Below are 23056 nucleotides of genomic sequence, written 5' to 3' on the forward strand. Positions count from 1 at the left end.
CCCGCTGAGCAAGACGAACCAAAAGGTTGATCAGAGTCACCGCAATGTTCGGTCGGTCCGCCTCCGTCATCTGAGGCAGGAGCCCCCGGGAGGTGCAGTGACGTACGAGGAGTTCGCGGACACGCGGCTGGCCCCGCTACTGCGGTACGCGGTGATGCTGACCGGCGAACCACACCAGGCCCAGGATCTGGTCCAGGAGACCATGGTCCGGGTCCAGCTCAACTTCGGCGAGCAACCGTCGTACCGGTTGGCGGACTCCGTCCTGCTGGTGCACATCCCGGCCGACCGGAGCCGGCCGTACCTCATCTCGTTGCCGCGTGACCTGGAGGTCTCGATCCCCGGCCGGGGGGTCGAGAAGCTCAACAGTGCGTTCTACACCGGTGCCGGCGAACCCCGGCCCGACCTGGACGCCGGCTACGACCTGACCCGGCGGGTGGTCGCCGACCTGACCGGGGTACGCGTCGACGCTGGCGCGGTGCTGACGTTCGCCGGGCTGCGCCGGATCACCGAGGCGGTCGACGGGGTGGAGGTGTGTCTGCCAAAGGAGGTGCGGTCCTGGCACACCCGCCGGACGTTTCCGGCCGGCTGTCAGCTGCTCGACGGAGCTGCATCCGTCGACCTGCTGCGGCAACGGCGGTATCTGCCCGACGGCACGTTGGACCGGGACCGTAACGCCCAGCGCTACGTCGCCGGGCTGGTACGGCGGGCGGTCGCCCAGGACGTGCTGACCAACCCGGTACGGCTCACCGCGCTGCTGTCAGCCGCCGGCAAGGGTCTGGCGGTCGACGACGACGGCCTGCCGCTGACCAGGCTGGTGGCGGTGCTACCCGAACTGAAGAGCGTCGATCCGGTGGGGCTCAGCCTGCCAGTCGGCCCCCCGGCAGGCAACGCTTCGCGGCTGCCCCTGGACCCGAAGGAGGGCCCGGATTTCCTCGCCGCGCTGCGCGAGGATCGGTTGGCGCAGTGGGCGGCGCAGCACCCGGAGCAGGTAAATCCCGTCCGCTGACGGACGCGGACAGCACGACGACGCCCCGCCAGCCCGGTACGGGCCGGCGGGGCGTCGGTCGGGTCGGGGTGGGTCAGGCGGCGCAGCGGGTGCTGTGGCGTCGGGCGAGCAGGTAGCAGCCGGCACCGGTGACGAGCAGCAGGGCACCGATGCCCGCGATCAGGTTGGTGGGGGCGCCGGTGATGGGCAGCGAACCACCGCCACCGCCACCGTCGTCATCGCCATCACCATCGCCCTGGCCACCGCCGCCCTGAGGCGCGTTGACCACGATGGTGGCCCTGTCGTTGACAGGTTTGAGGTCGTCCTGGAAGCCGCCGCCGGCTGGGCACTCGCACGGCGCGTTGACCCGCACCGCGCCCCGGGCGTTGGGGATGACCTTGTCGATCCGTAGCCGGAACTTAACGGTGTAGGCCTGCCCGGCCACCAGGAGCATCTCCGAGGCGCACAGGTACGTGCGGGTGGTGTCCTGCCGCAACCAGCAGTTGTCGGGGACCTCGACGGCGGTGGTGCCCGGCGGCAGTTCGACGTTCGTGTGGGTGGCGGCCTCGAAGTCTCCGTTCGTCCGGTCGAGCGTCGCCGGGCCGTTGTTCCGGAAGCCGACGGTCGCCGTGACGACGGCACCGGCCGTGCCCTTGAGCGTGGCGCCGATCGCCGCGAGGTCGGTGCCATTAGTGCCGGTGGCCTTGATGGTCCACCCGGTGTAGTCGTTGCCTGGGCCAACGTCGGTCTGGGAAGCCTTCCGCATCCTGCCGGGTGCCCCGGTCAGAGTCAGCTTCGGACCGCCGCCAGGGGTGGCCGCCCGAGCGCCGACGGCCGTCCGCACCCGAGTCAGGTCCTCGAAGTCGGCAGTGGTCATGAACTGGGCGTAGCCGGAGTGGTTGGCCGGCGCGTAGGTGTCCTTGACGAACTCGAGGTTCAGCGTGGTGGCCAGCCCGGTGCCCACCGGGATGTCCTCGTCGAACTGGCAGGAGACCAGGTGGTCGTCGGAGTAGCGGCAGTTGCTGAACCGGTCCTTTGTGCGGATCGAGTAGGGGAGATCGAAGACCGCGACGAATCCGTTGACGACCTTGTCGCCGGCGTTGGCCACGGCCAGCGGAACGGTGAACTTCCCACCCGGCTTGGCGGAGAGGCTGGTGAACGGGCCGCCGGCCAGGTCGACCCCCTCGCCGACCCGGACGTGCGAGGTGTAGCTGCCGCTCCGCCCGCCGGCCGCCTGGAAACTGACCGCGACGTCCCCGGAGTCACCGAGCTGCGCGTCTTCAGTGAGGCCGAGGTGCACCCGCTTGACCCCGTTGCGGTAGATCCCGCTGCCGAGCGGCGGCATCTCGTAAAGGGTGACATCGGAGGGCTCCGTGCAGACGAGGACGCCCGGCTCCGGCGCGGTGCACTCCTGGCCGTCCGCAGGAGTCACAGTGATCGTGTCGGCCAGGGAGCGGTAGTCGTACCGCACGGACACGTCGGTGAGGACCGTCGGTTCGTCGGCGTACAGCAACAGACCGCGGATGGTCGCCTCCGCGCCGATGGCCACTGTGGCGTCCTGGAAGTAGGGCTCGATCGTGGGTGCGGCGACGGCGGGGGTGGCGGAGGCGGCGATCAACGCGCCTGCGGCGCCGAGCCCGGTCAGCCAGCGGAGCGAATGCTTGAGCATGGGGGTCCTCCCGTGGGGGTACAGGTGGCGCTCGTCCAACCTAGAGACGCCCCGACTCCCCCGGTAACCCCCTTCGGATCGATATCTATCCAATGACCCGAACGGCTGAGCACCAGTGTCGCAACGGGCAGCCGACCCGCGACGGGATCAGCGGTAGTCGTCCTCGTCCCCGGTGACCACCCGGGCCTGCTCCATCGCGTCCCAGTCGTCGACCTCCAGGCCGCGGTGCGGCTCACCGTCGATGTCGGCCGGGCCGGCGACAGTGGCCTGCTCGACTGCGTCGGCCGGGTCCGCCTCGGGGTCGCGTTCGTCGGGCGCGAGGTGGTCGCCGGGGGTGAAGTCCTCGTCGGGCTGACCCATCATCCCTCCCGGGGGTCTCGGGGCACGGTTCCCACCCACCGTACGGGTTGGGCCGGCGCACCGCCCGGAAGCGGAGTAGGCGGAATCAGCCCTCGGCGGCGCGACCCGGTGCCAGGATGGTGCCGTGGGCTTCCTCATCAGACTGGCGATCACCGCTGTCGCGTTGTGGATAACCACGCTGATCGTGCCCGGGGTCGACGTGCACGGTCGTTCGGGTGGCAACACCGTCCTCACCCTGATCGTGGTGGCGCTGATCTTCGGCGTGATCAACGCGGTGCTCAAGCCGGTGATCCGGGTCGTCGGTTGTGTGTTCTACCTGCTGACCCTGGGCCTGTTCGCGCTGGTGGTCAACGCGTTGCTGTTCCTGCTCACCGACCGGATCGCCAGCGGGCTCGACCTGCCGTTCCAGGTGGACGGATTCTGGCCGGCGTTCTGGGGAGCCATCGTGATGACCGTGGTGACCTGGTTGATCAGCGTCATCGTGCCGGACAACCTTGACCGCCGGTGAACGGCAAGCACCCGGGTCGGTTGTTCCGGCGCACCTCACCTACGGGATACTCCCGGCGGAGGACAGCGCGGTCCGGCGCACAAATGAAGAACAGCGGCCAGCACGGCCGAGAGTAAGGAGCGCATCACATGCCCATCGCTTCCCCCGAGGCTTACGCGGAGATGCTGGACCGCGCCAAGGCTGGCCGGTACGCGTACCCCGCGATCAACGTGACCTCCTCCCAGACGCTGAACGCGGCGCTCAAGGGCTTCGCCGACGCGGAGAGCGACGGCATCATCCAGGTCTCCACCGGTGGCGCCGAATACCTTTCCGGCCCCTCGATCAAGGACATGGTCACCGGCGCTGTGGCCTTCGCCGCGTACGCGCACGAGGTCGCCAAGAAGTACTCGGTGAACATCGCCCTGCACACCGACCACTGCCCGAAGGACAAGCTGGACGGGTTCGTGCGTCCGCTGATGGGCATCTCGCAGGAGCGGGTGAAGCGCGGCGAGGAGCCGCTGTACCAGTCGCACATGTGGGACGGCTCGGCCGTGCCGGTCGCGGAGAACCTGCAGATCGCCGCAAAGCTGCTCGACGAGGCCGCCAAGGCCAAGATCGTCCTTGAGATCGAGGTCGGTGTCGTCGGTGGCGAGGAGGACGGCGTCGAGAACGCCATCAACGACAAGCTCTACACCACCACCGATGACGGCCTGGCCATGGTCGAGGCGCTCGGCCTCGGCGAGAAGGGCCGCTACATGGCGGCACTGACCTTCGGCAACGTGCACGGCGTCTACAAGCCGGGCAACGTCAAGCTGCGTCCGGAGATCCTCAAGCAGATCCAGGACGCCGTCGGCGCCAAGTACGGCAAGGACAAGCCGCTCAGCCTGGTCTTCCACGGCGGCTCGGGCTCCCTGCTGAGCGAGATCCGCGAGGCTCTGGACTACGGCGTCGTGAAGATGAACATCGACACCGACACCCAGTACGCCTTCACCCGCCCCGTCGTGGACCACATGCTGCGCAACTACGACGGCGTGCTGAAGATCGACGGCGAGGTCGGCAACAAGAAGCAGTACGACCCGCGCGCCTGGGGCAAGGCCGCCGAGGCCGGCCTGGCCGCCCGGGTCGTCGAGGCCTGCGAGCACCTGCGCTCGACCGGCACCACGATGACCAAGTAACGACGTCCCACCCGACGGCCGGCTCCCCGCACGGGGAGTCGGCCGTCGTCGTCAGGTCGTCAGCAGGCGTACGGCCTCGCGCACGTCGTCGGTGAGGTGGATCGTCGACGACAGGTCACCGAACGGGGACGCGGCCAGCAGCGGACGCAACAGCGCCTCCACCGGCAACTCGACGGTCCAGTAGGCGCGGTCCAGGAAGATGTACGCCCCGCTGGCGCCGTCGGTGCCGTAGTAGGTCTTGGTGGCCGCCTGGAACACCTCCTGCACAGTGCCCGCCCGCCCCGGCGCGAAGACGATGCCGCCCCGGGCGAGGCGCAGGATGGTGTCCTCCCGGATCGCGTTCGAGAAGTACTTCGCGATCCGCCCGGCAAAAAGGTTCGCCGGCTCGTGCCCGTACAGCCAGGTCGGAATGGCCAGACCACCCGCACGCGCCCAGCCCAGGTCGTCGCCACGTTGCCGGGGCACCCCCGCGTACCGCTGCCGGACCGTCAGCGCCGTGGCCGTGTACCTGTGGTGGTCGGTGAAGTCGGGGGCGGTGGCCAGCAGGTCGATGGCGGCCGTCACATCGGTCGCCGGTCGGTCCGCCAGGTAGGCGCCGAGGTTCGCGGCCTCCATCACACCCGGACCGCCGCCGGTCACCACCAGCCGGTCGGCCCGCGCCAGCTCCCAACCCAGCACGGCCGCCATCCGGTACGCGGGACTGCCGCGCCGCACCGCGTGCCCGCCCATGATGCCCACCACCGACTGCGGCCCGTGCGCGGTCAGCCAGACGCGGGTGGCGTCGGCCAGCGCGTTGTCCACGCCGTGGTCGTGCAGCCGCTGACCAAGCGCCTCCTTGACGTCCGGCAACGCGCCGCCGTGCGCCCGGTAGTGGTCGTACACCCGGGTGTCGTACATCCCGGTGAACCCGCCCTCGGCGAACCCGGCGGCCAGTTCGTCCGGGGTGTAGAGGTGCGTCGGCTGGGTCGGGTACGGCAACCCGGAGAACGGCGGCACCACGTTGGCGCCGCGCCGGACCAGGTCGGCGCCCACATCCCGGGACGCGAACCGGCAACCGACGAAGAGGGTGCCGGCGACGTCGACGCCGGTCAGGTCGGGCACCGGCGCGAGGTCGAGCCGCAGGCCCTGCACGGTCAGTCCGGTCAGCCGACCGGTGGTCAGCTGACTGTCGAACTCGGCACGGGTCTGGATCTCACCGGCGTGCAGGTGCGGCTCGATGACGTCCGCGGGAGGTGGGGTCGGCACCGGGCCATCCTGCCCCTCCACCGGGGCCGGTCAAACCTCGGGCCAGGGGTGGAACCGACAGGAGCCCGGTGGTCGTGGCCACCGGGCTCCTGCATAACCGGTTCCTGGGGAGGCTCCGGACCATTAGTTGTAGTGGAAAACACCAGGCAGCGGCATAGGCCGCAGGCGTGACCAACTCCTCAGCCGTTCAGCGGGACACGTCGGCCGACCCGCTCGCGTGTCGCCCTGTCCAGCGGGTTGAATGGGGCGATGCAGAACCTTTTGCCAGAGCCACCGGCCACCCGCCTGCCCGTGAACGACGAGGCCGACGCCGCCCTGGCCGCCGCCGCCGAGGCCGGCACCGATGAGGCGTACGCCAACGTGGCGGCCGGCTTCCCGACCTACAGCGCGGCCTGGGCGGAGCTCGCGGCGCGGGCGTTCGCGCAGGGCCAGGTGGTGACGGCGTACGCGTACGCCCGCACCGGATACCACCGGGGCCTCGACCAACTGCGCCGCAGTGGCTGGAAGGGGCACGGCCCGGTGCCGTGGTCACACGAGCCCAACCGGGGCTTCCTCCGCTGCCTCTACGTGCTGTCCCGCGCCGCCGACGAGATCGGCGAGGCCGATGAGGCGGCCCGCTGTGCCCAGTTCCTGCGCGACTGCGACCCGGAAGCGGCGGACGCGCTGGCGAGCAACTGACCCCGCCCCGACGGCCGGCCCGACATCGGGCCGGCCGTCGGCGGTTACAACCCCTCGGCGACCGCCGCGGCGATCTTCAGCCAGGCGTCCCGGGTGGCCGAGGAAAGCCCGCCGTACCGGATCGGCTCGCCACTGTCGATGAGCCGCTCGTACGGGGCCAGCAGCACCGCCCGGGTGCGGGCTGCGAAGTGCTCCTGGATGGCCGGCAGGTCGATCTCCTTGCGGGACGGTGGCATCGACACCACAGTCACGGCCTGACGGACCAGCCGTTGCCGGCCGCTCTGCTCCAGGTGGTCGAGCATCCGGGCGGCGGTCTCGGCGGAGTCGTTACGGGCCGACATGGTGACAACCAACTGGTCGGTGGCATCCATGGACGCCTGCCAGTTCTGCGCCCGGACGTTGTTCCCGGTGTCCACGAAGATCAGCTTGTAGAACCGGCTGACCACCTCACGGATCTCGGCGAAAGCGGCAGCGGTCAACATCTCGCCGCCGGTGGCCGACTCGTCCGAGGCCAGGACGTCGAACATCCCCTCGCCCTGCGAGCGGACGTACTGCGACAGGTCGCCGACCCGCCCGTGCGCGCCCTGGAACTGCCCGAGGTCACGCAGCATGTCCCGCACCGTGCGGGAGTGGAAGTCCTGTTGGGCGCGCATCCCCAGGGTGCCCTGGGTCTCGTTGTTGTCCCAGGCCAGCACGTAGCCGCCGCGCTTCTGACCGAACGTCATCGCGAGCAGCAGGATGGCCACCGTCTTACCGGCACCGCCCTTCGGGTTGACCACTGTGACCTGCCGCAGACCGCCGAAGTTGCGGCGCACCATCTCGATGTCCCGCTTGAGCTCCTGCTCGTGCCGCCCCGGAGAGAGTCGGAGGAGGCCCATCTTGTTGACCACCGCGCGGACACCCATTGTCGCCACCGGGTCGGCGGGTCGAACCTGGCGGCGTCGGGCGAAGTCCTCGGCGGTCGGTGCGGCTGTGGTGTCCGGCGTCCAGCTCGCATCCGGGTACGCGGCCGCGTCCGGGTACGCGGGGGCCGGCACCCGGGTCACCCCGTCGGCCTCCTGGTACGGCTGCCCGGGCGTGCCGCCGGGCGAGCCCTGCTGCCAGGGCGGTGGGTACCAACCCGGCGAGGGCGGGAACGGCCCGGGCGGTGGGGTCCCCGGACCGGCCTGCCCAGGACCGTGCTGCGGTGCGGGCGGCCCGGGCGGAGGGCTGAACTGCGTCACGTCGGGCGGCGGCGGAATCTGCGCCGGGCCGGCCTGGCCGGGGATGAACGGCTGCCCGGGATGTGCCTGCGCGGGACCGGCGTGCGGGACGACCGGCGGAGGCGGAATCGGAGGCGTCGCGCCGGCCTCGTCCGGAGGGGGCGCGGCCGTTCCGGCCGGCCGCTGCGGCGGGTACGCCCACGGCGACTCGGCAATCGGCCGCGCCGGCCCGTCGGCGGACCCGTCTTCACCGGACCCACCAGCCTGCGGTGCTGATCCCGCCTGTGGTGCTGGTCCGCCGACCTGCGGCGTCGGCCCACCGGCCTGCGGCGTCGGACTACCAGGCCGCGGTGCCGGACCGGCCACCGCAGGGCCGGCGGCCGAGGGGTCTGCCGGCGCTGGGCCGGCGGCCGTCGGGCTGTCGGTGGCGTTCGGGCCGGCGGTGGCCGCCTGTACGGGCCGGTCGGGGGTGGCTGCGGCCGTGGTGGGGCGGTCGGCAGAGGCGGATGCGGCGGCGCGGTCGGCAGCGGCGGTCGGGTGGTCCAGGGTGAACGGCAGGTTCAGATCGACGCCGCCCGGGGCGATTGGCGCGGCGGCCGGACCCCGGTCGCCGGGCTGTACCTGTGCTACTTCGCCGGCGTGGCTGGCCGCGTCGGGCGCGGCACCGCCCGCGTCGCTCGCCGAGGGACGGCCGTCCCTCGGCGCGGAGGTGGTGCCCGGTGTCGCGGCGGAACCCGGGATGCCGGGGCCAGTTGGCCCGCCGTTGCTCCCCGGGCCGGTCGCCGGCGGCGTCGGCTGTGCACCGGTCGCCGACGGAGCAGGCGGCGGTGACGCAGCGGCCGGGGCGGTCGGTGGCGGCCAACTCGGCTGCGCCGGCGCCCAACCCGACCCGGCGCCGGACGGACCGCTGACCCCCCACCCCCCGGGTGCCGGGACGGCGCCGGTGAGCGACGGGTAGTCCGACGGCGAGGGCGGCGACTGGGCCGCAGCGCCGGGCTGGCCGGGCACCGGCGGTCGCCCGGTCGGCGGCGCGGCCACCGGTGGCGTGACCGGTGGCGTGACCGACGACGGCCCACCCCGCTGCTCGGCGACCGCAGCCCACGGCGGCACCGCGCCCCGGTCGCCCGGATCTGGTGGCCAGAGTGGTTCGACGTCCCGCTCCGGCACCGGCTGCTGGCCGGGCACCTGCGCCCGGTCGGCGTTCTCGTCCATTACGGCCCTCCCCAGTCCTCCTGCGAGGATAGGCCCAATCGCCCAACAGGGCCGATCGGTGCAGGCAGGTCGGCCGGTCGGTGCGGTCGAGTCAGATCGACCAGACCGCCCAGGCGCCCGGCTCGACCCACCAGGAACGCTTACGGGTCAGCGCGCCCTCGACACCATCGTCGAGGTACGGCACCTTGCCCTCCCTGGGCAGCACCGACACCGCCCGCCCACGGGCCCGCCGAACTTCGAGGCGTACCCGCTTGCGTCCCCACGCCGAGCGGACGACCACCGGCACGGCCACCGCGACCTCGACCTGGCCGTCGGCCGGGTCCGGCGCGGTCAGCAGCGTCACGTCGTTGAGCGTCGCGTACCCGCCGGCATTGCCGACAGCACAGGCCAGCAGCGGTTCCGCACCGTCGGTGAGGATGGTGTCATCGACCTCCACCCGGGCGCGCCAGTGCAGCGGCCGGCCGGCGTCGTCGGCCGCGCCGAGGAGCGCGCCGTCCAGGGTCACCGAACCGCCGTCGTTGCGCAGCAGGTCCAGCCGGCGCGGTGTCCCGTCCAGCACCGCGGCGGCCACCGCCGTCGGGTCACGGGGCAGCCCGAGCTGCGCGGCCAGGTCCCGGTGGGTGCCGCCACGGGCCGGGTCGAGCGGGAGTACGGCCACCGGCGGCAGGTCGGGCAGGGTCCGGTTGCCGGGCAGATCCGCCGGGCGCTTGCTGGGCGCCGGGGCGTACCGCTTGACCAGGCGGCGCAGCACGGCGCGCAACTGCCCGTCGCTGGCCGTGGCGATGACCAGCCGGGTCTTGCTGTCCGGGTCCGGCCAGGTGAGGCCGTCCGGGCGCGCCGGGCCGTCGAGCCGGGCCAGCACCGCGTCGATCTCGGCGTCGGATCGGGCCGTGACCGTCTCCACCCGGGCGCCCCGGGCGTTCAGCGCGTCGGCGCACGCCAGCACCGGCACCCGTGGCCGCTCCGTCGCGCACTGCCCGGTGTCGGTGCTGGCCTCGCTGCCGCCGGCCTGGCCGACGCTGGCCTGATCGGTGTTCGCCTGGTCGGTGTTGGCGTGACCGGTGTCGGTCTGGCCGCTGTTGGCTTGGCCGGTGCCGGTCTCGCTCGTCGGGACGGTGTCGGCCCCGGTCGCGCCGCCGCAGCAGGCCCCGCCGCTGCCACAGCCCCCGGGAGCGTCCCGCTCCGAACCGAGGGTGAGCAGCACCACGTCGTACACGGAAGGAGCCTCCTGCCTCTCGACGCGACCCCTGCCGGCCACGCCGTCACTACTTGTTAACCTGACACCCCGGGCTCGCCGAGCGGTCGCCACCTGGCACCCGAGCCTTCTGGAGGCGGAAAAGATGCCAGCGATCGTGCTCATCGGCGCTCAGTGGGGCGACGAGGGCAAGGGCAAGGTTACCGACCTGCTGGGTGAGCGGGTCGACTACGTCGTGCGCTACTCCGGCGGCAACAACGCCGGGCACACGGTGATCACCCCGGACGGCCAGAAGTACGCGCTGCACCTGATGCCGTCCGGCGCGCTCTCGCCGAACGCGATGATCGTCATCGGCAACGGTGTGGTGGTCGACCCGAAGGTGCTGCTCGCCGAGATCGACGGCCTGGCGGAGCGCGGCGTCGACGTGTCCCGGCTGCGGATTTCCGGTGACGCGCACCTGATCATGCCGCACCACCGGGCGCTGGACCGGGTCATCGAGCGCTATCTCGGCTCGTCCCGGATCGGCACCACCGGCCGCGGCATCGGCCCGGCGTACGGCGACAAGGTCGCCCGGATCGGTATCCGCCTCCAGGACCTGCTCGACCCGGGCATCCTGCGCAAGAAGCTGGAACTCGCGCTGCGCGAGAAGAACCAGATCCTGTTCAAGGTCTACAACCGCAAGGCGATCGACCTCGAGGCGACCGTCGAGGAGTACCTGGCGTACGCGGAGCGGCTCAAGCCGTACATCGCGGAGACCCGGGCGATGCTCTGGGACGCCCTGGACCGGGGCGAGACGGTGCTGCTGGAAGGCGCCCAGGCCACCATGCTCGACATGGACCACGGCACCTACCCCTTCGTGACCTCGTCCAACCCGACCGCCGGTGGTGCCTGCGTGGGCGCGGGCATCCCGCCGACCGCGATCAACAAGGTCATCGCGGTGAGCAAGGCGTACACCACCCGGGTGGGTGCCGGGCCGTTCCCGACCGAGCTGTTCGACGCCAACGGTGACCACCTGCGCAAGATCGGCGCGGAGTACGGCACCACCACCGGCCGGGAGCGCCGGTGCGGGTGGTTCGACGCGGTCGTCGCCCGGTACGCCTGCCGCCTCAACGGCGTCACCGACCTGGTCATCACCAAGCTGGACGTGCTCACCGGCCTGCCGAAGGTGCCGATCTGCGTCGGTTACGAGATCAACGGCGTCCGGGTCGACGACATGCCGATGAGCCAGACGGACTTCCACCACGCCAAGCCCGTCTTCGAGGAACTCGACGGCTGGTGGGAGGACATCACCAAGGCCCGCACCATCGACGACCTCCCGGAGAACGCCCGCCGCTACATCGCGAGGGTCGAAGAACTCTGCAACACGAAGGTCAGCGTCGTAGGCGTAGGCCCAGGCCGAGAAGAAAACGTAGTCCTCCACCCCCTCCTCCCCTAACCCCACCCCCACCCCACCCCACACCCCCCACCCCCACCCCACCCCGGTGCTCGCCTCGGTGATCAAGAAGTTTGCGTCAGATCTGGCCGTGAGGTTGACGTAAAGCTCTTGATCACCGGGGCGGACTGTGGGGTTATCCACAGGGGTTCGAGGGTTGTCCACAGGGGCTTCGCTCGGGTGAGGTGGGTGGGCAGGGTGTGGGTGTGGGTGCACATCAACTTCTACGCCGCATTGCAGCCGTGCAGGACGGCATGGTCACCTTGGACCAGGCATTGCGTGCCGGCCTGACCAGGGACCAGATCCGACAGTTGCACCGGTCCGGCAGGTGGCAGCGGCTTCTCCGTGGGTGCTTCGTTCCAGAAGCGGAGTTGAGTGATTCGACGCGTCGGCGGGCACGAATCCGCGCTGCGGTCGTGAGCCTCGGCCCAGGCGCCTTCGCTGTTCTGGACTCCGCGTTGGAGTTGCACGGCATCGCGGGTCTTCGCCTGACAGCACAGGTCCACGTTTCGGTGCCAGTCGATCGACCCCGACCCCAGCGCGCCCTGGTGCCGTGGTTGACGGTGCATCAGGTGACCGTCGGCCCCAGCGACATCGTCAAGGTTGCGGGCATCCCGGCGACCTCTCCGCTTCGCACCGTCTCGGACGTCATCCTTCGGGTTGATCGTTATCCAGCGGTCTCGGTCCTCGACTCAGCCCTGAACCAGGGCCGCATCGATCCGGCACATCTGGCGGCCATTCCGAACCTGATCCGGGGACGTCGGGGCGCGGTCATGGCACGCGCCTGTCTCGCCGAGGCGGACGGGCGGGCGCAGTCGCCGCTGGAGACGCGTAGCCGGCTTCGGTGCGTGGACGGCCGGGTACCGCCGGACACGCTGCAGTTGGAGGTGCGCGACGATGACGGCTATCTGCTCGGCATTGGCGACCTGGGCTGGCGCGGCCCAAGGCTGATCGCCGAAGCGGACGGCCGAGACGCGCATGGCACCCCGGAGGCCGCCTACGCCGACCGCCGTCGCCAGAACCGCCTGGTCAACGCCGGCTGGACCATTCTCCGTTTCACCTGGCAGGACACCCTCCACCCCACCTACATCCCCCGTACGGTCCGCCAAGCGATCGCAGTCGCGGTCGCTCAGCGAAGGTGATCAAGAGGTTTCCGTCAAGAACGGGTCCACCGCTGACGCAAACCTCTTGATCATCGAGGCCCTACGGCGGCGGGGGTTGGGGAGGGGGACAGTAGGATCTCGGGCGTGCGGGTTCTTTTGGTGGGTGGTGGCGGGCGGGAGCACGCGCTCGCGCTTGGTCTGGTGGCGGATTCGGGTGTCTCCGCGCTGATTGCGGCGCCGGGTAATCCGGGGATCGCCAGCCTGGCTGAGCTGCGAGCGGTCACTCCGACAGATCCGGCCGCGGTGGCGGCGTTGGCCGTGGAGGTGGCGGCTGACCTGGTGGTGGTCGGGCCCGAGGCGCCACTGGTCGCCGGGGTCGCCGATGCGGTACGCGCCAAGGGCATCGCCGTGTTCGGTCCAAGCGGTGCGGCCGCGCAGCTGGAGGGCTCCAAGGCGTTCGCCAAGGACGTGATGACCGCCGCCGGCGTGCCGACCGCCCGGGCGTACGTCTGCACGGACGAGGGAAGCACCGCTCGGGCGCTGGACGAGTTCGGCGCGCCGTACGTGGTGAAGGACGACGGGCTCGCCGCCGGCAAGGGCGTGGTGGTGACCGACGACCGGGCCGCCGCGTTGGCGCACGCGGACGAGTGTGGACGTGTCGTGATCGAGGAGTTCCTCGACGGCCCGGAGGTCAGCCTCTTCGTGGTCACCGATGGCGAGGCGGCGCTGCCGCTGGTGCCGGCACAGGACTTCAAGCGGCTCGGTGACGGCGACACCGGGCCGAACACCGGTGGCATGGGGGCGTACGCGCCGCTGGCCTGGACCCCGCCCGGCCTCGTCGACGACGTGATGCGCGATGTGGTCCACCCGACGCTCGCGGAGATGCGTCGCCGGGGCACCCCGTTCGCCGGCCTGCTCTACGTCGGGCTCGCGATCACCGCCGCCGGCCCTCGGGTGATCGAGTTCAACGCGCGCTTCGGTGACCCGGAGACCCAGGTGGTGCTCGCACTGCTGGAGACCCCGTTGGGTGGGCTGCTGCACGCGGCGGCCACCGGCTCGTTGGCTGAGCACCCGCCGCTGCGGTGGCGGGACGGCAGCGCCGTGACCGTGGTGCTCGCCTCGGCGGGTTATCCGACCGCGCCGCGCACCGGCGATGTGATCACCGGTGCGGACGGTCCGGGCATCATCCACGCGGGCACCGCCCGCCGGGCCAGCGACGGCGCGTTGCTCTCCGCCGGCGGCCGGGTCCTCTGCGGTACGGCCACCGGCGCCGACCTGGCCGCGGCGCGGGACGCCGCGTATGCGCTGGTCGACGGGGTGGAGTTGGCCGGCTCGCAGCACCGCACCGACATCGCCGCCGCCGCGATCGAGGATCGGATCACGATTCCCGGCTGACCTCGGGCAACCTCGGCCCGCCTCGTCTCCGTTTGCTCAGTGAGACGAGGGGGTGGCGGCGGATGCCGGTCGATGTCGAGGGTTACCGCGACTACGTCGGCGCGCGGCTGGAGTCGTTGCGCCGCACGGCGTACCTGTTGTGTGGCGACTGGCACACGGCCGACGATCTGGTGTCCACGGCGCTGGTCAAGCTGCTCAGACACTGGCCGAGGGTGTCCGCCATGGACAGCCCGGACGCGTACGTCCGGCGGACCCTGTTGCGGGTCTGGCTGGACGAGCGGCGTCGGCCGTGGCGACGCGAGGCCGCCTGGGCCGAGGTGCCGGAACAGCCGGCCGCGGCCGGCGGCACGGACGGCGCTGCCGACCGACTGACCATCCTCGCTCTGCTGGCCGAGTTGCCGCCGCGTCGTCGGGCGGTCCTGGTGCTGCGCTACTTCTGTGACCTGTCCGTCGAGGAGACCGCCCGCGAGCTGGGCTGCACCGCCGGCACCGTGAAGAGCCAGTCGGCTCGTGCGATCGAGGCGCTGCGTGGTCGCCTCGTCGACCTGCCGACTCAAGTCGAGGAGGTTCGGACCGATGGATGAGCTGACGGAGCATTTCCGGGACGCCGTGGCCGGGTCGCCGCCGAGCCGGATCGATCTGGACGGGCTGATCGCCGCCGACCGGCAGCGCCGTCGACACCGGGCGTGGACGTTTGCCGGCACCGGGGTGGCCGCAGCCGTCGCGGCCGTCGCGGTGCCGACCCTGGTCGCCGTGCCGGGACCGGGCGGGATGGCCCTGCCGCCGATGAGTTCCGGGTCGGGCGACGTGTCGCTCTGCCCGGCGCCGATCCCGTTGGACAGTGGGCCCGAACCGTTGGCCAGCGGACCGGAGCCGTTGGCCAGCGGACCGGAGCCTTCCTCCCAGACGTACGACACGGTGCGCGTACGCCCGACGGAGCGGCCGGAGACGGGCGTACCTCGGCTGACGGCGGCGCTGCGGGCAGCGCTGGCCACCACCGTGCCCACGAACCTGACGATGACCGGGGCGGTGCCCGAGTGCGATCGGCCGCAGTTCGCGTACCAACCGCCACACCGGCAGTACGAGACGATCGCGATACTCAACCGCGACGGGCGGCACAGCCATCTGAAGGTGGCCTTGTATCCCACCCCGGCAAAGGCGCAGCCGGACTGCGCGGACGCGCCTGACGGTCGGAACTGTGAGGTGCGAGGGCTGGGCGACGACGGGGTGGCGATGCTGAGCACCAGTACGGACCCGGCCGGGGACACTCTGCGCTGGGTGCACCTCATGCGGGTGGACGGCACATCGGTGACGGTCACCGTCGGCAATCTCCTGCACGGGTACGGCGGTCCGGTCGACGGGGTTGCCCGCGAGGCGCTGCTGACCTCGCAGGAGCTCGTCGAGCTGGCGCGGGCGCCGGGCCTGACCCTCTACCCCTGAACGGCGGTCAGCCGTAGTAGCGGCGCAGTTCTCGGGTGAGCACCTTGCCGGTGGCGTTGCGGGGCAGGTACTTCACGAAGATCACGTCCCGGGGGACGCTGAACCGGGCCAGGAAGTGCCGGACGTACTCACGGACCGCCTCGGGGTCGAGGGTCTCGCCGGGGTGCAGGGCGAGGAACGCGGAGAGGCGCTGGCCGTACTCGGGGTCGGGCACGCCGATCACGGCCGCCTCGCGGACCTGCGGTAGTTGCGCGAGCAGGTCCTCCACCTCGGATGGGAAGACGTTCTCGCCGCCAGAGACGATCATGTCGTCGGCCCGGCCGTCGACGAAGAGCAGCCCGTCGGCGTTGAGTCGGCCGAGGTCGCCGGTGTCGAGCAGGCCGTCGTGGGTTTCCCGGCTGGCACCCGAGGTGTAGCCCTCGAAGAGCATCTCGTTGCCGACGAAGATCCGCCCGACCCGTCCGTCCGGTACGGGTTGGCCGTCGTCGTCGAGCAGTTCCAGCCGGGTGCCGTGCGGGGGACGACCAGCGGTGGTGGGTGCCTGACGCAGGTCCTGCGGGCCGGCGATGGAGGCCCAGGAGACCTCGGTGGACCCGTAGAGGTTGTAGAGGACGTCTCCGTAGACGTCCATGAACTTCGGGGCCAGCCCGCCGGGCAGGGCGGAGCCGCTGACCGCGACGACAGTGAGCTGGGGGCGTGGGTCCGGCGGGGGCACCTCCAGCAGCCGTTGCATCATCACCGGTACGGCGAAGAGCGCGTCGCACCGGTGCGTGCTCAGGGCGGCGAGAGTGGCGGCCGGGTCGAAGCGGCGGTGCAGCACGATGGTGGCCCGTAGTGCCAGGCACACCTGGAGGGCGGCGAATCCCCAGGTGTGGAAGATCGGTGCGGCGATCATCACGCGGTCCCGGGCGTGCAGGGGGATGCGGTCGATGATGGACACCAGTGGGCCGAAGCCGCTGGGCGTCGGCCGGCGAGCGCCCTTGGGCGTACCGGTGGTGCCGGAGGTGAGCACGATGATTCGGCCGTCGCGCTCGGGCGGGTGCAGGTCACCCGGCAGTGCCCCGGCCACCAACTCCTCGCGGGCGCGTTCGTCGAGGCGGGGCAGCTCGGCGGGGAGGCCGAGGACCCGCTCGGCGAACTCGTCGTCGTGCACGAGGAGCCGCAGCCGCTGTTCCTCGGCGACGGTGCCCAGTTGGGCGGCGCTGAGCCCGGTGTTGACCAGTACCGCGTCGACGCCGAGCAGGGTGGCGGCGACGATCGTCTCGATCAGCCCGTGGTGGTTGCGGCAGAGCACGCCGATCCGGTCGCCGGCCTGTACGCCGAGCCCGGCCCGCATCGAGCGGGCCATCCGTTCGGCCCGGTCGAGCAGGTCGTGGTAGGTCAGCTCGCCGCCGTTCTCGTCGATGACGGCGGGACGGCCCGGGTCCCGGGCGGCTGCTTGGCGTAGCTCGCCTGCCAGGCTCCACCCCCACGTGCGCAACGCGTTGAGCTGCGAGGCGACCCGGACCGGGCTGCCGGGGGTGAGCAGCCCGCGACGGGTCAGCGTGGCAATGACGAACGGCAGGTCCATGCCGCAGACCTCCTCGGGGTGGTGCGCGGACGGGGCGGCGGCCCGCCCGTCCATCAGGGCTTCTTTCCTTGATCATGCACTGGGCGCGGCAGAAGGCCCAGTTGGCGTCGGCGTGGGGTGACAAAGACGGCACTGATCGTGGAATTCGGCCACCGTCGGCCCGACCTCGGTCGAGGAGGGGCTGGGCCGACGGCGGTCAGCGGATCTGCATCCCGGAGATCGCCCGGGAGATGACCAGTCGTTGGATTTCCGAGGTGCCCTCGAAGATGGTGTAGATCTTGGCGTCCCGGTACCAGCGCTCGACCGGGTGGTCACGCAGGAAGCCGGCTCCGCCGAGCAGTTGCACTGCTTTCTCGGTGACCGACACGGCCACCTCGCCGGCCTTGAGCTTGGACATCGATCCTTCGCCAGCGGTGAACGGGCGGTTGTTGCGGCCCATCCACGAGGCCCGCCAGACCAGCAACCGCGCCGCGTCGATCTCCATCCGCATGTCGGCCAGCGCGAACGCGACAGCCTGGTTCTCGATGATCGGGCGTCCGAACTGGACCCGGTCCTTCGCGTAGTCGAGGGCGTACTCGTAGGCGGCCCGGGCCACGCCGAGCGCCTGGGCGCCGACTGTGGGTCGGGACAGCTCGAAGGTGCGCATCGCGGCCTGCCCGGTGGCTCGCTGACCGGAGCGGGCCCGGTCCAGGCGTGCCAGCAGGGCGTCCCGTCCGCCGAGCAGGCAGCGGCCGGGTACGCGTACCCCGTCGAGGAAGACGTCGGCGGTGTGTGACGCGCGGAGGCCGAGTTTGCGCAGCTTGCGGGTGGCGGCCAGGCCGGGGGTGCCCGGCGGTACGACGAACGCCGCCTGACCGCGGGAGCCGAGCGCGGGGTCGACCGAGGCGGTGACCACGTGCACTCCGGCGATTCCGCCGTTTGTGGCGTACGCCTTCTGGCCGGTGAGCACCCACTCGTCGGTGGCCTCGTCGTAGACGGCCCGGGTGCGCATCGCGCCGACGTCGGAGCCGGCTTCCGGCTCGCTGGTGCAGAAGGCGGCGACGGCCGGCGAGTCGACGTCGCCGAAGCACTGCGGCACCCACTCGACCATCTGGTCGGGGGTGCCGGCGCCGTAGATGGCGGCGACGGCGAGCGAGGTGCCGAAGATGCTCATGCCGATGCCGGCGTCACCCCAGAAGAGTTCCTCGCTGGCGATCGGCAGGGAGAGCCCGGTCGGGTCGGCCCAGCAGGTGGCGAGGAACTCGAAGCCGTAGAGGCCGACCTTGGCGGCTTCCTGGATCACCGGCCACGGGGTGTCCTCGCGCTCGTCCCACTCGGCTGCGGCTGGGCGCACGACCTCGGCGGCGAAGCCGTGCACCCAGTCGCGTAGATCCCGCTGTTCCTCGTTCAGGTCGAGCGAGAACTCAGCCATGTCAGGCCTTGGGGATGTCGAACAGGTTGGCGATGTTGGCGGCGAGGCCGAGGTCGCCCTTCGCCTTCAACTTGCCGGTCATGAACATCATCACCGGGTTGGCGCCACCGGAGACGATCTTCAGGAACTCGACAGGGCCCATGGTGAGGCTCAGCTTCGGGTCGTGCTGCGGGGTCTCGTTGACGACACAGGTGCCGTCGGCGATGACAACCTCGTAGGTGTCGCTGCCGCCGTCGGGGCGACCGGTGATGATCCAGTGGATGACCGCGTTCGTGGAACCGGCCCGGTCCGCGCGGAACAGCGACGGCATCCGGCCGAACACCTCGCCCAGGACCTTGTCGCGCAGGTCGCCGGACATCACCTGGGCGATCTTGTCGTCCGGGGTGGACTTGACCAGCTGGGCGAACTCCTTGGGGCCGACGTTGGCGAAGGTGGCCGGGTCGAAGTCAGTCATCAGGTGCGCCTTCCGGAAGATTGGCTACTCGCGCGTAACCCTACGCACGAGTAGGTATGCTCGCAAGGTGTCCAGCGTCCCCGCCTTCAAGCGCCTGCCTCGTGCCGTCCGCGAGCAGCAGATGCTCGACGCGGCCGTCAAGGTCTTCTCCCGACGTGGCTTCCACGCCGCCAGCATGGACGAGATCGCCGAGGACGCCGGCATCTCCAAACCCATGGTGTACGCGTACCTCGGCACCAAGGAGGAGCTCTTCGTCGCCTGCCTGCATCGGGAGGGCACCCGGATGATGCAGGCCATCGCCGGGGCTGCGGCTCCCGACCTGCCGGCCGACGAGCGGCTCTGGCGCGGGCTGAGGGCGTTCTTCGGCTTCGTGGGCGCCCACCGGGACGGCTGGGCGGTGCTCTACCGGCAGGCCCGGGGCGAGCAGCCGTTCGCCGGCGAGCTGGCCACCATGCGGGCCCGGCTGGTCGAGGTGGTCGCCGGGATGCTCGACCACGCGCTGCGCGCCGAGGGCCGCGAGATCGCCGCCATCGACCTGGAGGTCGTCGCGTACGCCCTGGTCGGCGCGACCGAGTCGCTGGCCGACTGGCTCGCGGACCACCCGGAGGCCGACCCGGAGAAGACTGCCACCCGGATGATGAACGTGGCCTGGCTCGGTGCCGCCCAACTGCTGCACGGCGTCACCTGGTGTCCGCCGGCCGACTGACGGCCCCGGCGGTAAGAGCGTCGGTGCCCGGCCCGCCGGCCCGCGCCGCGCCCGGCCCGCCGGCCCGCGCCGTACGGCGTCGGTTGCGGAGCCAGCGGACCACCTCGACGACCACAGTCACCGTCAGGGCGAGGCCCAGACCGAGCAGGAGGCCGCGCAGCGGGTCCTGTTCGAAGGCCAGTCCGCCGACGTAGCCGACCAGCGCCGAGTAGAGCCCCCACGAGCTGGCTGCCAGCGCGTCGAAGGCCAGGAAGCGTCGCCGTGGATAGCGCACCGCACCCATGGTGAGGGTGACAGCGGTCCGGCCGCCCGGGATGTAGCGGGCCACTGTGAGGATCAGACCACCCCGGGTGGCGATGCCCCGACGGGCCCGGTCGATGGCGGCTCGGCGTCGACCGTCGGGCGGCAGCCGGTCGAGCAGCCGCGTGCCGCCACCCCGCCCGATGGCGTACGAGATGTGGTCGCCGACCAGCGCCCCGGCGGCGGCCACCAGGATGACCGCCGGCAGGTACGGCGCTCCGGAGGCCGCGAACACCCCTGCGGTGATCACCGCCGTCTCGCTCGGCACCACCGGGAAGAAGCCGTCGAGCACCGCGATCGCGAAGATCGCCAGGTACACCCAGGGTGAGGACATCGTGTCGTGCAACAGGTCGAGCAGATCCATGATCCCGATGCTGGTCGGGGCGGCGACTCCCGACATCGGCCAGTGGTCAGGTGGGCGCCACTACTTAGGTAGCGGCCGTCCCCGAGGGCGGGTAGGGGTCTTCCCCCACCGCGCCCCGGTCCGCCTGCGCACGGCGGCGCGATAGGTGCGTGAGGCCCTACGCTCGCTGCGTGGCCTCCAGCGCCGTCGCTCTCCGGCGGGTCATCCAGCGGTACGGCCCGATGCTGCTCGCCGTCGTCGTCGCCGCGGCCGTCTGGGCCAGCGCGACAGGTGACCTCGGGGTCCGCTCGCCGCTGCCAGGCGCGGTCGTGCTGCTGATCGTGTTGGGCTCGGCGTGGGCCGCCGGCACGGTTCGCACCCGTCTTTGGCCGTTGTTCCTGGCCGCGGCGGTCGGCTGGTTGGTGCTCGCCGCGGCGGCCGCCGGGGTGCTGGCCTCGTACCAGGCGGGTCTGCGGCTGCGCGGTCGCCAACTCGCCAGCTACCTCGCCGGGGCGGCGCTGGTGCTGGGCGGCGGGGTGCTGGTCGGGCTGGCGGTGGGTGGCGTACGCCGGATGACCACCGCATCCAGCGGCAACGTGCTGATGCTCGCCGTCTGTCTGGTCGGACTTCCGTTGGTCTTCGGCCTCTGGGTGCGGGCCCGTCAGGACACGCTCGCCGCTCTGCGGGACCGGGCCGAGCGGCTGGAACGCGAACAGGAGGCCCGCGCCGACCGGGTCCGTGCCGAGGAGCGGACCCGGATCGCCCGGGAGATGCACGACGTGGTGGCGCACCGGGTCTCGCTGATGGTGGTGCATGCCGGGGCGCTGGAGGTGACAGCCGTGGACCCGGCGACCGTGGAGGCCGCCGCGTTGATCCGGACGACCGGCCGGCAGGCGCTCACCGACCTGCGTGAGGTGCTGGGTGTGCTGCGCCAGGCCGGCCCGGCCGTGACGCCGGAGCGAGGGCTCGACACGTTGGACGAGTTGATCGGGGAGTCCCGTGCCGCCGGGCTGCGGGTGTCCCGGCAGGACGAGGGTGTGCCGACGGCACTACCCGCGACGCTGGGGCGTACCGCGTACCGGGTGGTCCGTGAGGCGCTGACCAACGTGCGCAAGCACGCGGCCGACGCCGAGACGACAGTCTGCCTGCGCTACCTGCCGGACGGTCTGGAGGTGTTGGTCCGCAACGGCCCGTCCGAGGGCGGGTCGACGCTGCCGGGTGCCGGGCAGGGGCTGCTCGGGCTGCGTGAGCGGGTGGAGTTGCTCGGCGGCCGGCTGGAGGCCACTCCGGTGGACGGCGGCTTCCTGGTCCGGGCCCTGATCCCGCTCGCGGGTGTGGCGTGATCCGGGTGGTGGTGGTCGACGACGAGCAGCTGGTCCGTGCCGGGCTGCGGCTGATCCTCGAGGCGGCGGAGGACATCACTGTCGTCGGTGAGGCGGCGGACGGCGCCGGCGCGCTGGAGCAGGCCCAGCGGTTACGCCCTGACGTGGTGTTGCTCGACGTGCGGATGCCGGGCATCGACGGGCTGACCATCGCGCCCGAGGTGGTCGCCGCCGGCCCGAAGGTGATCATGCTGACCACCTTCGACCTCGACGAGTACGTGCACCGGGCGCTGCGGGCGGGCGCTGTCGGCTTCCTGCTCAAGGACACCCCGCCCCGCGAGTTGGCCGCAGCCGTTCGTACGGTGGCCGCCGGCAACGCGATGCTCGCCCCGACCGTGACCCGGCGTCTGATCAGCTCGTTCGCCGAGCGTGGTCCGGCCCGCCGGGAAGCGGCCCGCGAGCGGCTCGCACCGCTGACCGAACGGGAGCTGGCGATCGTCCGGGAGGTGGCGCGCGGGCACGGCAACGCGGAGATCGCCCGGCGGCTGACGATGAGCGAGGCCACCGTCAAGGCACACGTCAGCCGGGCGCTGGCGAAACTCCACGCGGGCAACCGGGTGCAGGTGGCCATCCTGGTGCACGATGCCGACCTGCTGTGACGGGTGTCAGGTCGATCCGGCCCGATCGGTGGTGGCGGCGGCGCGGCGGCGCGCCCGGTGGCGCAGCCAACGGATGCCCTCGATGCCCAGTGTGACGATCACCGACAGGCCGATCCCGGCGAGGACGCCCTTGACGGGGTGCCGTTCGAAGGCCAACCCACCGAAGTAGCCGAGCAGCCCGCAGTACAGGGCCCAGGTGACCGCCGCGATCGCGTCGTACAACAGGAACGACCGGCGGGGATAGCGCACCGCGCCCATGGTGAGGGTGACGGCGGTCCGACCGCCCGGCAGATACCGGGAGGTGGTCAGGATCAGCCCGCCACGCCGGTTCAGTGCGCGCCGGGCCCACTCCGAGCTGGCTCGTCGGCGGCTGCCGTCGGGAAACCCGGCGAAGCGTCTCGCGCCGCCACCGCGCCCGATGGCGTACGAGACGTGGTCGCCGGCGCAGGCGCCTAGCGCGGCGGCGACGATCACCGCCGCCAGCTTGGGATTTCCGCTGGTGGAGAGCACGGCGGCGGTGATGACGGCCGCCTCGCCGGGTACGGCCGGAAAGAACGCGTCGACCGCCGTGAGCCCGAAGATCAGCAGGTACACCCACGGTGAGGTGACCAGCTGCCGGAGCAGGTCGAGCGCGGAGTCCATGCCTCCATGCTCGCCGGGTGCGACCCGCCCGGTGGCCGAAGCCGCTGGATAACCCCCACCTCTCCCCGCGC

22 protein-coding genes are annotated in these 23056 nt (G+C 71.6%); 12 read left to right on the forward strand and 10 right to left on the reverse strand.

The annotated features are described in order from the left end of the window. The first annotated feature begins 97 nt into the window (after positions 1-97). A complete protein-coding gene (locus AB0C19_RS04150) occupies positions 98-1006 on the forward strand; it encodes an LCP family protein (RefSeq protein ID WP_357179053.1) in 909 nt (302 codons plus the stop codon). A gap of 73 nt (positions 1007-1079) precedes the next feature. Here the strand turns inward: AB0C19_RS04150 and AB0C19_RS04155 are convergent, their stop codons facing one another. Together AB0C19_RS04155 and AB0C19_RS04160 are read right to left on the reverse strand one after the other, a co-directional pair. Then, on the reverse strand, positions 1080-2654 hold the full coding sequence (locus AB0C19_RS04155; RefSeq protein ID WP_357179058.1) for an LPXTG cell wall anchor domain-containing protein: 1575 nt from the start codon (positions 2652-2654) through the stop codon (positions 1080-1082). 147 nt (positions 2655-2801) lie between these two features. Then, positions 2802-3014, reverse strand: a complete 213-nt coding sequence (locus AB0C19_RS04160; protein ID WP_357179061.1) for a hypothetical protein — start codon at positions 3012-3014, stop codon at positions 2802-2804. A 124-nt stretch (positions 3015-3138) separates the two neighbouring features. Here AB0C19_RS04160 and AB0C19_RS04165 point away from each other — a divergent pair, with 124 nt between their 5' ends. After that, on the forward strand, positions 3139-3522 hold the full coding sequence (locus tag AB0C19_RS04165; RefSeq protein ID WP_238677616.1) for a phage holin family protein: 384 nt from the start codon (positions 3139-3141) through the stop codon (positions 3520-3522). A 128-nt stretch (positions 3523-3650) separates the two neighbouring features. After that, positions 3651-4676, forward strand: coding sequence for a class II fructose-bisphosphate aldolase (fbaA, locus tag AB0C19_RS04170; RefSeq protein ID WP_357179066.1), 1026 nt, complete (start codon positions 3651-3653; stop codon positions 4674-4676). Positions 4677-4727: 51 nt separating this feature from the next. Here the strand turns inward: fbaA and AB0C19_RS04175 are convergent, their stop codons facing one another. Continuing rightward, positions 4728-5921 (reverse strand): hypothetical protein, encoded by a 1194-nt coding sequence (locus AB0C19_RS04175; protein WP_357179070.1) that lies wholly within the window; start codon positions 5919-5921, stop codon positions 4728-4730. A 249-nt stretch (positions 5922-6170) separates the two neighbouring features. Here AB0C19_RS04175 and AB0C19_RS04180 point away from each other — a divergent pair, with 249 nt between their 5' ends. After that, positions 6171-6599: a DUF3151 domain-containing protein gene (locus tag AB0C19_RS04180; RefSeq protein WP_238685276.1), complete on the forward strand. Its 429-nt coding sequence runs from the start codon at positions 6171-6173 to the stop codon at positions 6597-6599. Between the two features lie 44 nt (positions 6600-6643). Here AB0C19_RS04180 and AB0C19_RS04185 read toward each other — a convergent pair whose 3' ends face one another. After that, entirely contained in the window at positions 6644-9013 is a 2370-nt protein-coding gene (locus AB0C19_RS04185) for a chromosome partitioning protein (protein WP_357179075.1), read from the reverse strand. 91 nt (positions 9014-9104) lie between these two features. Beyond that, positions 9105-10229 (reverse strand): diacylglycerol kinase family protein, encoded by a 1125-nt coding sequence (locus AB0C19_RS04190; RefSeq protein WP_357179080.1) that lies wholly within the window; start codon positions 10227-10229, stop codon positions 9105-9107. 124 nt (positions 10230-10353) lie between these two features. On the opposite strand from AB0C19_RS04190, the gene AB0C19_RS04195 reads away from it, so the two are divergent. From AB0C19_RS04195 to AB0C19_RS04215, 5 genes are all read left to right on the forward strand, one after another. Continuing rightward, on the forward strand, positions 10354-11643 hold the full coding sequence (locus AB0C19_RS04195) for an adenylosuccinate synthase (protein ID WP_238678776.1): 1290 nt from the start codon (positions 10354-10356) through the stop codon (positions 11641-11643). A 203-nt stretch (positions 11644-11846) separates the two neighbouring features. Beyond that, on the forward strand, positions 11847-12782 hold the full coding sequence (locus AB0C19_RS04200; RefSeq protein ID WP_357179497.1) for a type IV toxin-antitoxin system AbiEi family antitoxin domain-containing protein: 936 nt from the start codon (positions 11847-11849) through the stop codon (positions 12780-12782). 105 nt (positions 12783-12887) lie between these two features. Continuing rightward, positions 12888-14138 carry a phosphoribosylamine--glycine ligase gene (gene purD, locus AB0C19_RS04205; RefSeq protein ID WP_357179084.1) on the forward strand — a complete coding sequence of 417 codons (1251 nt, stop codon included), beginning with the start codon at positions 12888-12890 and terminating at the stop codon, positions 14136-14138. A gap of 62 nt (positions 14139-14200) precedes the next feature. Next, the gene (locus tag AB0C19_RS04210; protein WP_357179087.1) at positions 14201-14722 is read left to right on the forward strand and encodes a SigE family RNA polymerase sigma factor; all 522 of its coding nucleotides are present in this window, start codon (positions 14201-14203) and stop codon (positions 14720-14722) included. Next, positions 14715-15578 (forward strand): hypothetical protein, encoded by an 864-nt coding sequence (locus tag AB0C19_RS04215; protein WP_357179090.1) that lies wholly within the window; start codon positions 14715-14717, stop codon positions 15576-15578. The genes AB0C19_RS04210 and AB0C19_RS04215 overlap by 8 nt, the downstream gene beginning before the upstream one ends. Before the next feature lie 7 nt (positions 15579-15585). Here AB0C19_RS04215 and AB0C19_RS04220 read toward each other — a convergent pair whose 3' ends face one another. The 3 genes from AB0C19_RS04220 to AB0C19_RS04230 all read right to left on the reverse strand — a co-directional run bounded on the left by AB0C19_RS04220 (position 15586) and on the right by AB0C19_RS04230 (position 19013). Continuing rightward, the gene (locus AB0C19_RS04220) at positions 15586-17148 is read right to left on the reverse strand and encodes an AMP-binding protein (protein WP_357179500.1); all 1563 of its coding nucleotides are present in this window, start codon (positions 17146-17148) and stop codon (positions 15586-15588) included. A 196-nt stretch (positions 17149-17344) separates the two neighbouring features. Beyond that, positions 17345-18559, reverse strand: a complete 1215-nt coding sequence (locus AB0C19_RS04225) for an acyl-CoA dehydrogenase family protein (protein WP_357179093.1) — start codon at positions 18557-18559, stop codon at positions 17345-17347. Between the two features lies 1 nt (position 18560). Further along, a complete protein-coding gene (locus tag AB0C19_RS04230) occupies positions 18561-19013 on the reverse strand; it encodes an SCP2 sterol-binding domain-containing protein (RefSeq protein WP_196920508.1) in 453 nt (150 codons plus the stop codon). A gap of 67 nt (positions 19014-19080) precedes the next feature. Here AB0C19_RS04230 and AB0C19_RS04235 point away from each other — a divergent pair, with 67 nt between their 5' ends. Continuing rightward, on the forward strand, positions 19081-19719 hold the full coding sequence (locus tag AB0C19_RS04235; RefSeq protein WP_357179097.1) for a TetR/AcrR family transcriptional regulator: 639 nt from the start codon (positions 19081-19083) through the stop codon (positions 19717-19719). Here AB0C19_RS04235 and AB0C19_RS04240 read toward each other — a convergent pair. Beyond that, entirely contained in the window at positions 19694-20386 is a 693-nt protein-coding gene (locus tag AB0C19_RS04240) for a DedA family protein (protein WP_357179503.1), read from the reverse strand. The genes AB0C19_RS04235 and AB0C19_RS04240 overlap by 26 nt on opposite strands. 167 nt (positions 20387-20553) lie before the next feature. Here AB0C19_RS04240 and AB0C19_RS04245 point away from each other — a divergent pair, with 167 nt between their 5' ends. Beyond that, the gene (locus tag AB0C19_RS04245) at positions 20554-21705 is read left to right on the forward strand and encodes a histidine kinase (RefSeq protein ID WP_357179100.1); all 1152 of its coding nucleotides are present in this window, start codon (positions 20554-20556) and stop codon (positions 21703-21705) included. Continuing rightward, entirely contained in the window at positions 21702-22343 is a 642-nt protein-coding gene (locus AB0C19_RS04250; protein WP_357179103.1) for a response regulator transcription factor, read from the forward strand. Before AB0C19_RS04245 ends, AB0C19_RS04250 begins: the two co-directional genes overlap by 4 nt. A gap of 6 nt (positions 22344-22349) precedes the next feature. Here the strand turns inward: AB0C19_RS04250 and AB0C19_RS04255 are convergent, their stop codons facing one another. Beyond that, positions 22350-22985: a DedA family protein gene (locus AB0C19_RS04255; RefSeq protein ID WP_357179106.1), complete on the reverse strand. Its 636-nt coding sequence runs from the start codon at positions 22983-22985 to the stop codon at positions 22350-22352. Between the last annotated feature and the right edge of the window lie 71 nt (positions 22986-23056).

The organism is Micromonospora sp. NPDC048842 (assembly GCF_040649935.1).
GTDB lineage: Bacteria > Actinomycetota > Actinomycetes > Mycobacteriales > Micromonosporaceae > Micromonospora > Micromonospora hortensis.

What these genes read in the sequence shown, in the direction of transcription:
- AB0C19_RS04185 (WP_357179075.1), bottom strand. Translation starts at nt 9,013, where the DNA reads ATGGACGAGAACGCCGACCGGGCGCAGGTGCCCGGCCAGCAGCCGGTG.
- AB0C19_RS04180 (WP_238685276.1), top strand. Translation starts at nt 6,171, where the DNA reads ATGCAGAACCTTTTGCCAGAGCCACCGGCCACCCGCCTGCCCGTGAAC.
- AB0C19_RS04220 (WP_357179500.1), bottom strand. Translation starts at nt 17,148, where the DNA reads ATGGACCTGCCGTTCGTCATTGCCACGCTGACCCGTCGCGGGCTGCTC.
- fbaA (WP_357179066.1), top strand. Translation starts at nt 3,651, where the DNA reads ATGCCCATCGCTTCCCCCGAGGCTTACGCGGAGATGCTGGACCGCGCC.
- AB0C19_RS04255 (WP_357179106.1), bottom strand. Translation starts at nt 22,985, where the DNA reads ATGGACTCCGCGCTCGACCTGCTCCGGCAGCTGGTCACCTCACCGTGG.
- AB0C19_RS04160 (WP_357179061.1), bottom strand. Translation starts at nt 3,014, where the DNA reads ATGGGTCAGCCCGACGAGGACTTCACCCCCGGCGACCACCTCGCGCCC.
- AB0C19_RS04155 (WP_357179058.1), bottom strand. Translation starts at nt 2,654, where the DNA reads ATGCTCAAGCATTCGCTCCGCTGGCTGACCGGGCTCGGCGCCGCAGGC.
- AB0C19_RS04230 (WP_196920508.1), bottom strand. Translation starts at nt 19,013, where the DNA reads ATGACTGACTTCGACCCGGCCACCTTCGCCAACGTCGGCCCCAAGGAG.
- AB0C19_RS04210 (WP_357179087.1), top strand. Translation starts at nt 14,201, where the DNA reads ATGCCGGTCGATGTCGAGGGTTACCGCGACTACGTCGGCGCGCGGCTG.
- AB0C19_RS04225 (WP_357179093.1), bottom strand. Translation starts at nt 18,559, where the DNA reads ATGGCTGAGTTCTCGCTCGACCTGAACGAGGAACAGCGGGATCTACGC.
- AB0C19_RS04215 (WP_357179090.1), top strand. Translation starts at nt 14,715, where the DNA reads ATGGATGAGCTGACGGAGCATTTCCGGGACGCCGTGGCCGGGTCGCCG.
- AB0C19_RS04195 (WP_238678776.1), top strand. Translation starts at nt 10,354, where the DNA reads ATGCCAGCGATCGTGCTCATCGGCGCTCAGTGGGGCGACGAGGGCAAG.